General features: G+C 68.9%; 12 protein-coding genes and 1 tRNA gene. 9 read left to right on the top strand and 4 right to left on the bottom strand.

What is annotated here, in order from left to right; genetic code table 11:
- The first annotated feature begins 3 nt into the window (after positions 1 to 3).
- The 5 genes from FEK34_RS12090 to FEK34_RS12110 all read left to right on the top strand — a co-directional run bounded on the left by FEK34_RS12090 (position 4) and on the right by FEK34_RS12110 (position 4890).
- The gene (locus FEK34_RS12090) at positions 4 to 546 is read left to right on the top strand and encodes a TetR/AcrR family transcriptional regulator (protein WP_138447918.1); all 543 of its coding nucleotides are present in this window, start codon (positions 4 to 6) and stop codon (positions 544 to 546) included.
- Between the two features lie 134 nt (positions 547 to 680).
- Positions 681 to 1568, top strand: a complete 888-nt coding sequence (locus FEK34_RS12095) for a hypothetical protein (protein WP_249359027.1) — start codon at positions 681 to 683, stop codon at positions 1566 to 1568.
- Entirely contained in the window at positions 1556 to 2599 is a 1044-nt protein-coding gene (locus FEK34_RS12100; protein WP_138447919.1) for a DUF4129 domain-containing protein, read from the top strand. The genes FEK34_RS12095 and FEK34_RS12100 overlap by 13 nt, the downstream gene beginning before the upstream one ends.
- Entirely contained in the window at positions 2575 to 3579 is a 1005-nt protein-coding gene (locus FEK34_RS12105; RefSeq protein WP_138447920.1) for an AAA family ATPase, read from the top strand. Before FEK34_RS12100 ends, FEK34_RS12105 begins: the two co-directional genes overlap by 25 nt.
- A gap of 3 nt (positions 3580 to 3582) precedes the next feature.
- Positions 3583 to 4890, top strand: a complete 1308-nt coding sequence (locus FEK34_RS12110; RefSeq protein WP_138447921.1) for a DUF58 domain-containing protein — start codon at positions 3583 to 3585, stop codon at positions 4888 to 4890.
- A gap of 241 nt (positions 4891 to 5131) precedes the next feature.
- On the opposite strand, the gene FEK34_RS12115 is transcribed toward FEK34_RS12110, so the two are convergent.
- The gene (locus FEK34_RS12115; protein ID WP_138447922.1) at positions 5132 to 5935 is read right to left on the bottom strand and encodes an RDD family protein; all 804 of its coding nucleotides are present in this window, start codon (positions 5933 to 5935) and stop codon (positions 5132 to 5134) included.
- Positions 5936 to 5978: 43 nt separating this feature from the next.
- Here FEK34_RS12115 and FEK34_RS12120 point away from each other — a divergent pair, with 43 nt between their 5' ends.
- Positions 5979 to 6977 carry a stage II sporulation protein M gene (locus FEK34_RS12120; RefSeq protein WP_138447923.1) on the top strand — a complete coding sequence of 333 codons (999 nt, stop codon included), beginning with the start codon at positions 5979 to 5981 and terminating at the stop codon, positions 6975 to 6977.
- 681 nt (positions 6978 to 7658) lie between these two features.
- Here FEK34_RS12120 and FEK34_RS12125 read toward each other — a convergent pair.
- Positions 7659 to 9059 carry a hypothetical protein gene (locus tag FEK34_RS12125; protein ID WP_138447924.1) on the bottom strand — a complete coding sequence of 467 codons (1401 nt, stop codon included), beginning with the start codon at positions 9057 to 9059 and terminating at the stop codon, positions 7659 to 7661.
- Positions 9060 to 9211: 152 nt separating this feature from the next.
- Here FEK34_RS12125 and FEK34_RS12130 point away from each other — a divergent pair, with 152 nt between their 5' ends.
- Positions 9212 to 9862: a class I SAM-dependent methyltransferase gene (locus tag FEK34_RS12130; RefSeq protein WP_138447925.1), complete on the top strand. Its 651-nt coding sequence runs from the start codon at positions 9212 to 9214 to the stop codon at positions 9860 to 9862.
- Between the two features lie 14 nt (positions 9863 to 9876).
- Here FEK34_RS12130 and FEK34_RS12135 read toward each other — a convergent pair whose 3' ends face one another.
- Positions 9877 to 10644, bottom strand: coding sequence for an SDR family NAD(P)-dependent oxidoreductase (locus tag FEK34_RS12135; protein WP_138447926.1), 768 nt, complete (start codon positions 10642 to 10644; stop codon positions 9877 to 9879).
- Between the two features lie 295 nt (positions 10645 to 10939).
- Here FEK34_RS12135 and FEK34_RS12140 point away from each other — a divergent pair, with 295 nt between their 5' ends.
- On the top strand, positions 10940 to 12334 hold the full coding sequence (locus tag FEK34_RS12140) for an FAD-binding oxidoreductase (protein WP_138447927.1): 1395 nt from the start codon (positions 10940 to 10942) through the stop codon (positions 12332 to 12334).
- Positions 12335 to 12393: 59 nt separating this feature from the next.
- On the opposite strand, the gene FEK34_RS12145 is transcribed toward FEK34_RS12140, so the two are convergent.
- A tRNA-Leu gene (locus FEK34_RS12145) sits at positions 12394 to 12476 on the bottom strand.
- Positions 12477 to 12688: 212 nt separating this feature from the next.
- On the opposite strand from FEK34_RS12145, the gene FEK34_RS12150 reads away from it, so the two are divergent.
- Positions 12689 to 14140 carry a DUF3662 and FHA domain-containing protein gene (locus FEK34_RS12150; RefSeq protein WP_138447928.1) on the top strand — a complete coding sequence of 484 codons (1452 nt, stop codon included), beginning with the start codon at positions 12689 to 12691 and terminating at the stop codon, positions 14138 to 14140.
- The last annotated feature ends 201 nt before the right edge of the window (positions 14141 to 14341 follow it).

A 14341-nucleotide genomic window follows, 5' to 3' on the forward strand; every position in this document is an offset into this window, starting at 1 on the left:
CCCGTGACAACCACCACCCGCGATCGCATCCTGGACGCCCTCGAGACCCTGCTGCTGGACAAGGGCATGTCCCAGGTGACCCTCGAGAACGTCGCCGCCGCCGCGGGCGTGTCCAAGGGCGGGCTGCTCTATCACTTCAAGAGCAAGGACGCGCTGCTCGCCGGCCTCGTCCGGCGGCTGACCGATCGCGCCCGCACCCAGCTCGCCGATTCGGTCGCCGCGGGCGGCTCGGTGGCCGAGTGGTACTTGCAGATCCCGAACACCGAATCCACCGACGAAGCCCTCGAACTGGAGCTGTACCGATCGCTGCTGGCCACCATGCGCACGGTCGACGCCACTGCGGGCCCGGAGACCGACGTCGTCCAGCAAGCGCTGGCCGAGATGATGAACTCGTGGTCCGATGGCCTGGACGCCGAAATCGACGACCCGGTGCGCGCGGATCTGGTGCGGCTGGTCGGCGACGGAATCTATCTGCGCGCCTTGCTCGGGCTGCCGCCGATCGACCCGGAGCGGTACCGGCGCGTGGTGGAGCATCTGCTGAGCTGAACAGACCGCCCGCACCGCCCCACCGGTGCCCGGTCGGCACCTTCCACGCCGGACCGACAGCGCCCGGCTGTCCGCCGCAGCGCGGGGACATCACCGTCGGACCCATTGCTGTCCGACCGGTTACACTCGGCCGCGTGCCACCAGCCGAAACGGCCGGTGCCGTCGGGGCGGGGAACGATCCGGTGCCGGGGTCTCTCGGAACGACGGTGCCGATCCGTCCGATGACCTTCCGCGAACTGCTCGATACGCCGTTCGCGCTCATCCAGTCGGCCATCCGCCCGCTGGCCGGGTTCGGCGCGGTCCTGATCGTCGCGGCCGAACTCGTCGTCGCCGGTGTCACGGCCGGAGTCGCGCGCCTGTCCGATAACGATGACGCCGCGGTCGCGCTGGCCGTGGTGCTCAGCACGCTGGTCTGCCTCTGGCTGGTCCGGGTCGTCCTGCGCGGCATCACCACCGCGATCGGTACCGCCGCGATCGCCGGCGCGCCGATCGATTGGCGTACCGCGCTACGGCGTTTCGCGGCGCGGCTCGGCCCGCAGTTGCTGTTCGGATCGCTGTTCACGCTGGTCGGCGTCGCCGTCGTCGGGCTCGGCACGGTGCTGATCATCGGGCTGCCGTTCGCACTGCTGTGGCTGGGCTGGTTGCGGGCCAACCGTTTCGTGGCGGTGCCGGTGATATTCGCCGAAGGAGCACACCATCGAGTCGCGGTGGCACGCTCGAAACTGCTGGTCAGCGGGGCGCAATGGCCGACGGTGTGGCTGTGGATGTGTGTTCGCGCACTGCTGTTGCTGACGGCCCTGCCGCTGCTCGGTATCCCGTGGTTCCTCTCCGATTTCTCCGGCACGCACCGCTGGGCGGTCATCGTCCTGACGACCTCGGCCGTGCTGTTGATCGTCGCGTTCGGTGAAATCGTCGAATCCGCGACCAGGGTGGTGGTCTATGTGGACCGGCGCTGCCGCCGCGAAGGCCTCGACATCCGGCTGCCCGCGCCGATCGCCGAGGCGGTGCGATGGCCGAGCTGAACACCCCCGACAACGGCTCCGCGCCGCAACCACCTCGGCTCGGCTCGGCTGCCGATCACCGCGCCGCCGCCGAATCCGCGCTCGAGCGCCGCGATTACGACTCCGCCCTGCGGGAACGCTTCCGCGCAACCCTGCGTGGGCTGGAACAGCGCGGCCTGCTCGATATCCGCCGGTCCCGTACCGCCGCCGAGACCGCTGACGAGGTCACCACCGCGGCCGTTCCGGTGCAGCATGCCGACGAATTCCGTCCGGCCGCGCACAGTTTCGACGAGGTCGTCTACGGCGGCAGGCACGCGACCGAGGACGAATACCGCAGGCTCGAGTTCGTCGACCAGTTCTCCGCGGCCGCGCCACCACCGGCCGCCGAACCGCGCGAAGTCGACGCCGTCGAACGCAAGCCACGCACCCGGCCGAACCTGCCTCCGCTGCCGGATCTGCTGCGCGACCCGAAGTTCTGGGCCACCCTCGCGGGCGTCGCCGTGCTGATCCTGCTGCTATGGGCGGTGCTGCAATCGTGCGGCGCCCCCGACGCTCCCCCGCCGCCCGATATCCCGCCGGATCTGCCGGAACCCGACTATCCCGACGACATCGACCCCGATTTCGGCACCGGATCGGATTCCATCTTCGAACGCCTGCCCGCCCCCATCGCGTTCGGCGGCTTGCAGTTCCTGATCGCGGGCGCGCTGCTGGTGTGGTGGCGGGCGCGGCGACGCGGCGCGCTGGTCGGCGAACCACGCCCGGTCGAGGTCACCGCCAATGAACTGCTCGCCGGGCAGGCGGCGCTGTACCGGCGGTCGAAGGACTACGAATACGTGGCGGCGAAACTGCGGGCGGCCACCCTGCGCCGGGTGCGCGCGCCGCTCGGCGTCACCGCCGATTCCGCGCCGGATCAGGTGGCCGCCGCACTCACCGCGCGCACCGGTGCGGACCCGAACTGGGTGTACGCGGCGCTCTACGGGCCGGTACCCGATGAACACACCTTGGAAATGGTTGCCGCGCAACTCGAATGGATCGAAGCGGAGGTCTCGTGACCAGCATTGACACCAGCAAGGCTCCGAGCGCCGAGGAGGCGGCTGCCGCGTTCGCCGCGCTGCGCGCCGAGATCGGCAAGGCGGTGGTCGGCAACGACAATGCCGTCATGTATCTGGTGCTCGCGCTGCTGTGCCGCGGGCACGTGCTGCTGGAAGGCGTTCCCGGCGTGGCGAAGACGCTGCTGGTGCGGGCGCTGGCGACCGCGCTGGACTTGGAGCATTCCCGGGTGCAGTTCACCCCGGATCTCATGCCGGGTGACGTCACCGGATCGCAGATCTACGACCCGCACACCACCGAATTCACCTTCCGCTCCGGCCCGGTGTTCACCAACCTGCTGCTGGCCGACGAGATCAACCGCACGCCGCCGAAAACCCAGTCCGCGCTGCTGGAATCGATGGAGGAGCGCCAGGTCTCCGTCGACGGCACCCCGCGCCCGCTGCCGGACCCGTTCGTGGTGGTCGCCACCCAGAACCCGATCGAACAGGAAGGCACCTATCCGCTGCCCGAGGCGCAGCTGGACCGCTTCCTGTTCAAGGTCGATATCCAGCTGCCCGAACGCGATGACGAATTCCGCATCCTGCAACGGCATGCCGGCGGTTTCGATCCGCGCGATCTGGCCGCTGCCGGTCTGCGTCCGGTGGCCGGTCCAGCGCATATCGCCGCGGGGCGGGCCGCGATCGGCAATGTCACGATCAGTCCCGAGGTGCTGGCCTACATCGTCGACATCTGCCGGGCCACCCGCGCGGCACCGGCCGTGCAGCACGGCGCCTCCACCCGTGGCGCGACCGCGCTGATGGCAGCGGCCCGGGCGTTCGCCTGGTTGAACGGGCGCGGCTTCGTCACCCCGGACGATGTGAAAACCGTTGCGGTGGCCGTGCTGCGGCATCGGTTGCAGCTGCGCCCGGAGGCCGAACTCGATGGCGTGAGCACCGAAGGGGTCCTGCGGTCGCTGCTGCTCGCGGTCCCGGTTCCGGTGTAGGCCGTGGTCGTCACCGGTCGGTTGTTCGCCGTCGCCGTGGCGGCGGCGCTGCTGGTCACCTTCGTGCTGCCGTCCTGGCTCGGCGTCGCGGTGGTGAGCGCGCTGCTGCTGGTCGCGGTATTGGTGGATCTCGCCGCGGCCGGTAGTGCCGCCGCGCTGACGTTGACCAGGGATCCGCTGACGGTCGTGCGGCTCGGGCGCAGCACCGATGTGGAGCTCGTGGTGACCAATACCGGCCCGCGCACCGTCCGCGGTGTGCTGTGGGACGACTGGCCGGCCAGCGCGCACGCCACCGGCCGCACCCACCGCATCGCCCTCGAGCCGGGCACTCGCTCGCGCTACCGCACCACCCTCACCCCGATCCAGCGCGGTGATCGGGTGGCCGGGCCGATCACCGTGCGCGTCGTGGGTCCGCTCGGCCTGGCCGGACGGCAGACCCGCCACAGCGTGCCCGCCCGGGTTCGTGCGCTACCGCCGTTCCGCAGCGAGAAACTGCTGCGCTCGAAAGTGAAACGGCTGCAACATCTCGAGGGCCGCACGGTGGCGAACATGCGCGGACAGGGCACCGAATTCGATTCCTTCCGCGAATACGTCGCGGGCGACGACGTGCGCACCATCGACTGGCGCGCCACCGCCCGCGCCGCCGACGTCCTGGTGCGCACCTGGCGTCCGGAACGCAACCGCCACATGCTCATGCTGCTCGACACCGGACGCGTCAGCGCGGGCCGGGTGGGCGTCGGCGGCACCGACGGCACCCGGCTGGACGCGAGCATCGAGGCCGCGCTGCTACTGGGCGGGCTGGCCGCCGCGGCCGGGGATTCGGTGGATCTGCTCGCCTTCGACCGTCAGGTGCGCGCGGAGGTGCGCGGCATCGGCGGCCGACGGCTGCAATCGAAGCTGATGCACGCCCTGGCCGGGGTGACGCCCGCGCTGGTCGACACCGATACCGCCGCCATGGTGCGCGCCGCCATCGACCGCACCCGCCGGCGCAGCCTCATCGTCTGGTTCACCACCCTCGACGGCGCCGCGGTGCAGGAGAACCTGATGCCGGTACTTCCGGTGCTCGCCCACCGTCATCGGGTGCTGATCGTCTCGGTCACCGACCCCGAGGTCGCAGCGGCCGCCACCCGCCGCGACAGTCCCGCCGAGCTCTACGGCGCCGCTGCGGCCGAATCGCTGCTGGCCGAGCGCGCGCTCGTGCAGGAGTCGCTGCGCCGCACCGGAATCGACGTGGTGGCGGCCTCACCCGAGCGATTGCCCGAAGCGCTCGCGGACGAGTACCTGGAGCTCAAGCAGTCGGGCGGGATGTAGGCGAGGAACTCTCCCTGTCCCGCAGGAGGTAGACCTCGGGTGCGACCTACCCCGAGGACAGGCAGCACCCCGGGCTCGGCGGCCGAGCGCGCGCTGTTCGGTTCAGCTGAACCTTCGCGAGGCCCGCGAGCGAGCGATCCGCGGTCTGTGCACGACCTGGCAAACACCACGCCGCCGTCTGGACGTGCGACGACCTCACAGTCAGCCGGAATCCCATGCCCGGCACCTGCGGACCTGGCAGCTATCGGGCGATGGCAGGTCGCCCCGCCCACCCGATCACCGGCGGTGCCACGGCAGGCGTCGTCAACGCGCGACGCTGCCGTTCGGCCATGATGCTGCCGAGGATCTGCGGCGGCGGATAGTCGCCGGGGCGGGTGATGCCGAGGCGGGCGCAGACGGCGTCGGTGAGGGCGTTGCCGAGGTGGACCTGGGCCTCCGGGGTGAGAGTGCGCAACCGGGTCAGGTACTTGCGGACCGCCAGCGCCAGGTCGTCGGGCAGCGGGGTGGGATCGAGCCGGGTGGCCCAGTCCGCGAGCCAGGGCGGCGGCACGGCGAGCGCCGGGATCGGGAGGGTCTGCTGCCCGTGCACGACGACGGTGCCCGCCAGCACATCACCGACCCGGCGGGCGTTGGGTGAGCACAGCGAGCTGATCATGGCGATGGCGCCGAACCCGCCGAGCATCCAGAAGTCGACGATCGCGCCGGCCAGGCCGCGGGTCAGTGCATGCCGGAAATCGATGGGCCCGCCGTCGGCGCGCACCACGCGCAGTCCGAAGATCAGCTTGCCGAGGGTGCGTCCACGGCTGAGGGTTTCGCAGGTGACCGGGTAGCCGACCAGCACCGTGACCGTGGTGACCAGCACCGCCGTGGTCAGCCAGGCGGAGTCGAGTCCGCTGGGCAGCAGGATCGACACGATGCCCATCATCAGCGTCCAGCCGAGGATCAGCTGCATGATCACGTCGACGAAGAACGCCCCCGCCCTGGTGGGGATGCGCGCGATGGGCAGCTCCAGGGCCACTGCTTCGCCGGTGGTGAACTCAGCCATGTCGCCTAGCATTCTTCCCAGAGCGGGAGTGGGAGGCAACCGAATGGACGTCGACGCATACAGCTACGCGCATCGCGGGGCCTGGAACCGGCTGGACTTCCTGGCCCGCAAGGGCCGCCTCACCGGAGCCGAGGCCGACGAGCTGGTCGCCCTGTATCGGCGCACCTCCCAGCAGCTGGCCCGGTTGCAGACCCACAGCCCGGATCCGGAGCTGGTGGCGGGCCTGAGCGCGGTGCTGGCGCGGGCGCGGGCGAAGGTGCTCGGCACCAGGGCCGACACCTGGTCGGAGGTCGGGCGCTTCTTCACCCACCGGTTCCCGGCCGCGGTGTATCGCGCGTGGCCGTGGTGGGTGTCGGTGGCGGCGGTGTTCCTGCTGGTGTCCGCAGGTCTCGCGGGCTGGGTGGCCGAATCCGATTCGGCGCGTTCGGTTCTCGGCATTCCAGACGACACCCGCGCGGTCACGGCACCCGGTGGCGCGTTCGAGACCTATTACTCCGAGCATCCGAACGAGGCATTCGCGGCGCAGGTGTGGACCAATAACGCCTGGGTGTCGGCGATCGCGCTGTTCACCGGCGTGCTGATCCTGCCCGCGCTGTATCTGCTGTTCATGAACGCGCTCAACCTCGGCGTCACGGCCGGGTTGATGGCCGAAGCGGGGCGGCTGGAATCGTTTTTCGGGTTCATCCTGCCGCACGGCACGCTCGAGCTGACGGCGGTCTTCGTCGCGGGTGGTGCGGGACTAAAACTCGGCTGGACGCTGGTCGATCCGGGGCGGTTCAGCCGGTTGGAGGCGGTGGCGCGGCAGGGCAGGACCACCGCGACGATCGCGCTGGGGCTGATGGGTGTGCTGCTGGTGGCTGGTCTGCTGGAGGGTTTCGTGACGCCGAGCGGTCTGCCCGCGCCGGTGCGGATCGCGATCGGGTTCGCGGCCGAGGCCCTGTTTCTGCTGTATGTGTTCGGGGCGGGCCGGCGGGCGGCGCTGGAACGAGACCATTCTGAAACCGACCAGACGGTAGCTGTTGCGGTGGATCGGTTGCGGTAGCCATCGCCGAGCACACCGTGAGCGATCACGGCTGCGGCAACCGTTGGCAACGCCGGGATTCGGATCGGTGAAGAACTCCCCCATTTGAGTTCCGCTGGCCGCAGCGAGTCGTGCTCAGCTGCGGCCAGCGTTGCCGTTGACTCTACACAATCGTTATGCCTGCGCAACCCTCTGCGCAGCTGTCAAGCGTATAAAGCAGACCCTCCGCAAACCCATGTGAAGACCTCGTTTTTCATGCCTCCAGCTAACTCGCAGCGCCCGATGTGAACCGCGATTTGGTCCTTTCATCTGCAATTGCATTTCGTTTTTCGAGGTCACAGACCTGACTCGGCCGGACACCCTCAGGCGATTAGCCACGCCTACTTGTCCGCTACCGGTCGGTACTCACAACATGCCCCGCTACCTGGGGATTCAGTGTGGATAATGGGGATAGCTGAACGAACTGTGGCGAGAAAGCGACCACAGGTTTGTTTATCACGGAACAAACACGATCAGCATCGTGCAGTGGGTGGCCTACATGTACCAATACACAGTTAACCGGCTGGTTATCCGGTCACCGCAATGCGATCAGCGACCCCATCGATCGGCACAGATCAGCACCATCGGAGTTACTGAAATCCACGGTGTGATCTTCGCCTCATCGGAGGTTTAAACGGGTGAATCGGACAGATCCGGCGGCCTTCAGCCCACCCGGACCACACCGGTGACGGTGCCCTGGAAGAGCTTGCCGCTCTTGGTGATCAACGCCGACATCTGCAACGGATCACCGACGATCGTCGGCGGCAGCACACTGTTGGCCAGTACGCCACCGGTTTCCGGGTCGATCACCGTCAGCGCATAACCATCCAGCGGCGTCGTCGTCGGCAGGCCGATCCGCGACACGGTGTAGACCAGGCCGTCGGCGGTCGACAGGTGCGGCACCGCCGCGCTGCGCACCGCGCTGTCCCACACTGTGCGGCAACCGTTGTCGTCCACATCGACTCGGGTGAGCCCGCCGGTGAACGGCGCCGTCGGCGGCACCGCGGGACCCGCGTCCTCGGGCACGGCCGGATAGGGATAGCCATAGGTGCTCGCCACGAACACCGACCGGCCGATGCCGATCGGCGAATTCTCGCTGCCCGCACCGGCTTCGGTCAGCACCGGCTGCGTGCAGACCAACTCGCCACTGCCGGAGCGGAAGACCAGCAGCCGGACCCGGCCGTCGGCATTGTCGACGATGGTGAGGTAGTCGGCGCCGGTCCGCGGGCCGAAATAGGTGGGCGTGGAACCGGTCCCCCAACTCAACTGTCCCGGCTTGCGCGCCGAACCACGCTCATAGGGCGCGCGCCACAACACTTCCGGACCGGAACCGCTCGCCCGCAATTCGTAGAGGGCGTGCGTGGTGGCCACCGCGACCCGCCCGCTCGGCGCGGCGGAGATGCTGTTGGCCACCTGCTCACCGCCGGGCAGCGCCATCGCCGCCACCGAGCCGGAGGGCCGCACGAAGCCGGCCACCCCGCCGCCGGTGGCGAACCAGACATTGCCGGACCAATCCGGCACCAGCCCGGTGACGTTGTCGCCCGCCGGAATCGAGCCCGCCAGCGCCACCGTGGAATCGACCGAGAGTTGCCATCGTCCGGATTCGCTGCGGCGGTGCCCGATCCGCAGCAGGTCCCGGTTGCCGTCCACCACCACCAGACGGTCGGCGTTGTCGAGGTAGGCGTATACGCCGCCGAGGAGACTGCCCTTGGTCAGCGGCAGCGAGGCCAGCGGCAGGCCGACCGGTGACTGCGGGTCGATCAGGAACACCGTCGGCTCGCGCCCGGCGACCGTGGTGCACAACGCCACCACCAGACCGTCGTTGCCCTGCAACAAGGTCGGGCAGGCGGCGGCCAGCGGATAGATCGTCACCGGATGCAGGCCGGTCCCTGGTCCGGCCAGCGGTGTCGCATCCGAGGAGCCCGCGTCACCGTGCATGGTCGCGGTGCCCAGCGGTCCCAGATGCGGATTGGGTGGTGCGAGCGGCCCCCATGCCGGTGCGGCGCTCGCGCTGCCCGCACTCATCAGGACACAGGTGGCGAGCAGGGCCAGTGGTGCGCGCATGGCGACGCCTGTCGTTCGACTTGGCCGTCCTATTGGAGACGCTGACCTCAATGCGCCACGCCTATCGGCCGGAACCTACCGCGCGGGAACAGTATTGCCGCAACGTCGATCACCGCCCGGTCGATCGCGCATGGCCCCGATACCATGGCCGCATGAGTGGGCTCCGTGACCGCGTCCTGTCGACCGTCGCCGGCCAGCTCGGCAATCCGCACGGCCTGCTCGGCAAGGTCGTCGCGCCGGTATTGAACCGCGGCAACGGTCGCGCCATCACGGCAGCCGTCGACGCGGCCATCGAAGAACAGTCCGGCGCACCGGTCGTCGCCGATATCGGTTTCGGCGGCGGCACCGGCTTGCGGAAACTGCTGGATCGGGTGGGCGCCGATGGCGTCGTGCACGGCATCGAGATCTCCACCGACATGCTCGACCGGGCCGAATCCGGTTTCGCCGACGACATCGCGGCCGGCCGACTGCGCCTGGCCGAGGGCTCGCTCACCGCGCTGCCGCTCGAGACCGACAGCCTCGACGCCGCGATCACCTGCAACACCATCTATTTCGTCGACGACCTGCCCGCCGCCTGCACCGAAATGGCGCGAGTAGTCCGCCCCGGCGGCAGGCTCGTGATCGGCATCGGCGATCCGGACGCGATGCGAAAGCTGCCGTTCACCGGCTACGGATTCACGCTGCGCCCGGTCGCCGAGGTGATCGACACACTGGTCGCGGCCGGCTGCACGGTCGAGCACCGGCGGATCCCCAACCCGCCGATCCCGTTCCATCTGCTGATCGCCCGGCCCGCCGCGTCCTGACCGCACCGACGCCCTCACATGAGGGCGCCGCCGTCGACCCGGATCTCGGTGCCCGTCATGTAACGGCCGTCGTCGGAGGCGACCATCGCGACGACGCCCGCGATGTCCTCCGGGCTGCCGAGCGCGCCGCCGTTGAGCCAGCCGGTCAGCCGCGCGAACAGGCTGGGATCGAAACCCTCCGGCTGCTCCAGGATCGATTTGGTGGTGATCCCGCTGGTGATACCCGCGGGCACGATGTTCACTGCGCGCAGGCCCTGCTTGGCGTATTCGAGCGCGATGGCGTGAGTGAAGCTGGCGACACCGCCCTTGGACGCCGCGTAGGCCGCCAGATACGGCGAACCCTGGAACGCCGCGGTCGACGACAGGTTGACCACCACGCCACGACCGGATTCGAGCAGCGCGGGCAGGGCGGCCTGCGTCATCAGGAAGGTGCCGGTGAGGTTCACCCGGATCACCGTGTCCCAGGCGTCGAGCGGCATCTCGTGGGTGCGGGCGGGGCGCAGGATGCCGGCGGAGTTCACCAGCACATCGAGCCCGCCGAGGAACTCGAGGGCCGTCGCGGTGCCGGTGCGCACCGAGTCCTGATCGGCGATATCGAGCCGGACCGTCCGCAGTCGGTCGGCGGCGTCGCCTGCCTTGTCTGCGGTCGCGGCCAGGCCGGGCTCGTCGATGTCGACGGCCACCAACTGGGCCCCCTCGTCGAGCAGTCGCAATGCGATGCCCTGTCCGATACCTGATCCGGCACCTGTTACCACCACCCGGCGGCCGTCAAATCTGCGCATGCCATGAATTAGAACAGGTTCTTATCGCGAGTCAACCCTGTTCAGCGAATTCCGCGGCGAGAAACTGAAACGCGTTCCATGACCACGACAGGGCCACCCGCGCCCCAGGTTCACCCCATCGACCGAGGCCGGACGCAGGCCACGATGAACTCCCCGACGGCGTGCCGCGTATCACACCTCAGCTCGGAGCAAGAGTTCGAGCGCAGCCCACCAGCTGCCAGGTGGGTGTCGCGGGAAGCCGGTGGTGGTGCCCGGCTTCGCATTCAGCGGGGGCCACACAATGCGGGAGAAAGTTATGGCACGAACACTGCACTCCGGTCTGGGCGCATTGCGTTCGATGATCAGCGGGCCGGTCCACGGCCCCGGCGACGCGGGCTACGACACCGCGCGCTCACTCTGGAACGGCGATATCGACAAGCACCCGGCGATGATCGCGGGCTGCCTGTCCGCCGACGATGTCTCCGCGGCCGTGTCCTTCGGGCGCGAACACGGACTCGAGATAGCCGTGCGCGGTGGCGGCCACGCCTTCAGCGGCTCCTCGTCCGTCGACGACGGGCTGATGATCAACCTCAGCGCGATGAATCAGGTCGTGGTCGACCCCGAGGTACAGCTCGCCAGGGTCGGCGGCGGCGCGACCATGGCGGACATGGATGCCGCCACCCAGGCTCACGGGCTGGCCGTGCCCGGCGGGACCATCAGCCATACCGGCGTCGGGGGCCTGACTCTCGGCGGCGGAATGGGCTGGCTCACCCATACCTTCGGCCTGACCATCGACAATCTGGCCGCGGCGCAAGTCGTGCTGGCCGACGGCAGCATCGTGCGAGCATCCCAACAGGAGAACGCCGATCTGTTCTGGGGCCTGCGCGGCGGTGGCGGCAATTTCGGTGTGGTCACCGAGTTCGAGTTCCGGCTGCACCGGCTCGGACCGGAGATCCATTTCGGGCTGTTCTTCTGGGATCGCGCCGCGGGCGCCGACATGCTGCGGATGTGCCGCGAGTTCCTCCCGACCCTGCCCGAGCGCGCCGGCGCGCTGATGGCACTCGGCCTGTCCGCGCCGCCGGAGCCGTTCGTGCCCGAGCAGTACCACCTGATGCCGGGCTATGCGCTGCTGGTGGCCGGCTTCGGCACCGCCGACGAGCATGCGCGGATGGTCGCGCCGATCCGGGACGCGCTGCCGCCGCTGTTCGAATTCATCACGCCCATGCCCTACACGGCATTGCAGAGCCTGCTCGACAACGCCGCGCCCTGGGGAATTCTCGGATATGAGAAGGCCCTCGACATCGACGACATCTCCGACGAGGCGATCACGGTCATCACCGACAGCATCGGAAAGAAGACCTCGCCGCTGTCGTTCATGCCGTGCTTCTGCCTCGACGGCGCGTTCTCCGCGGTCGGCGTCGACGACACGGCCTTCGGCGGGGCGCGCGCACCGCATTACGTCGTGAACATCGCGGCCGTCGCCACCGAACCCGAAGTGCTCGCCACCGACAAACAATGGGCCAGGCAGACCTGGGAGACGCTGGAACCGCTGTCGTCGAACCCGGCCGGCTATATCAACTTCATGGCCGAACCCAGCGAGGAGCTGATCCGTAGGTCCTACGGTGCGAAGTACGCGAGACTGGCCGCGCTCAAGGCGAAGTACGACCCGGGCAACGTGCTGCACCGCAACGCCAACATCAAGCCGGCCTGACCCGGAAACGAGAAAAGCCGCAGATCAGACGAATCTGATCTGCGGCTTTTCCGCATCTGTGGGCGAAGGGGGACTTGAACCCCCACGTCCCGAAGGACACTGGCACCTGAAGCCAGCGCGTCTGCCATTCCGCCACTCGCCCGAGCGACTCGGAGACAGTATCACGGAGCCCGCCCGGATACGAAATCGCGGTCCACCCTCCGCGACGACCCGCGGGAACCCGCGGCGAGTTCCATCAGTTACAGGTGTAGACGATCGCGGATATCATGCAAAGAACGTGCTCGTTGAACGACACGCCACGTCCGCGTGTCGTCGTTGCGAATGAGGAGACATCTCACCGAAGGGAGGGCCGAGATGGGCATCGTTTCGAGATTCGAGCGTCGCCTGCAAGGCGCCGTCGGTGATGTGTTCGCCAGGGTCTTCGGTGGGAGCGTCGTGCCGCAGGAGGTGGAGGCGGCGTTGCAGCGCGAGGCGGCCGATCACGTCCAGGAACTCGACGGTGGGCATCTGCTCGCACCCAACAGTTATGTGATCACGATCAACCCGTCGGATCATCAGCAGCTCGACGCCGATCACGACCTCACGACGCGCGCGTTCGCCAAGCATCTGCAGGACTTCATCCGCGAACAAGGGTGGCAGACCTACGGCGAAGTACACGTGGCGTTCGAGGCATCCCCTACGCTGCACACCGGACAGTTCAGGGCGAGCGGCCGGGTCGATCCCGACGTCGGCCGTGCGGCTCCCGCAGCTCGCAGCCCGGAACCCCCGCCACAACGACCCGCACACCCGCAACCAGGAGCTGGCCCCATGACGCAGAACTCTGGCTACGACCCGAGCCGTGAGCCCGCGGAGTCCGATCCACGCAACCGCGGGTACGCACCCCCGCCCGCGGGACGCGGGCCGCAGAACGGCGCGTACCCCGAGGACTACGGTTCGGGCGCGCCCTACGGCGCGGGCGCCGACTACCGCGCGCCGGAGTCGCAGGGCTACAGCGACTACCAGGGTGGCGACTACCAGAACGGCTACGACTACCAGCAGGGCGGTCAGCAGGCCTACGGCCAGCAGGGCGGCTACGGCGAACCGGGTTACGGCCAGGCCGAGCCGGGCTACGGTCAGCCCGGCTACGACCAGGGGTACCAGCAGCCCGGCTACGACCAGGGCTACGGCCAGCAAGGCGGCGGCTACTCCGAGCCGGGCTACGGTCAGCCCGGTTACGCCGATCAGGGCTACGCCCCGGCCGCGGGCGGTCAGCAAAGCGCGGGACAACCCGGCTACGGCGAGCAGGCCTACGCCGACCCGGCCTACGGCGCCCAGCAGGGTTACGGCCCGCAGGGGGCCCAGCAGGGCTACGGCCAGCCCGGCTACGCCGATCAGGGCTACGCGGACCAGGGCTACGGCGATCAGGGCGGCTACGGCGAGGACCAGAACTACGGTCAGGCGTACTCCCAGCAGCCCGGTTACGGCGCGCAGGGTGGCTACGCGGGCGGTGGGTACGCCGCGGGCGCCGCGGCGGGTTCGGGGTATTCGGCAACCCTCCAGCTCGACGACGGCAGCGGCCGCACCTATCAGCTGCGTGAGGGAAGCAACATCATCGGCCGCGGCCAGGACGCGCACTTCCGCCTGCCGGACACCGGTGTCTCGCGCAGGCACATCGAGGTCCGCTGGGACGGGCAGACCGCCATGCTGTCGGATCTCGGCTCGACCAACGGCACCCTGGTGAACGGTTCCCCGGTGCAAGACTGGCAGCTGGCCGACGGTGATGTGATCCGCGCCGGACATTCCGAGATCCTGATCCGCATCGTCTGATCCCGTAAGCTCGCGATGCAGGTCACGACATGACTGTCCGGAATTGGGCGGTCGTGGCGTGTCCGTATCGGCTGACGGCCCTATGATGTGCCCACACACGCGAGGCACCGCATACGGAGCCGGCAAGACCAGCACAGCGGTGGGGGTGGGTCGAACCACACCTACGGCACCGACACACGGTCGAACAGGAGGTGGAGCGCC

This window comes from Nocardia cyriacigeorgica (assembly GCF_005863245.1).
In the GTDB taxonomy this organism is placed as follows: Bacteria; Actinomycetota; Actinomycetes; order Mycobacteriales; family Mycobacteriaceae; genus Nocardia; species Nocardia cyriacigeorgica_C.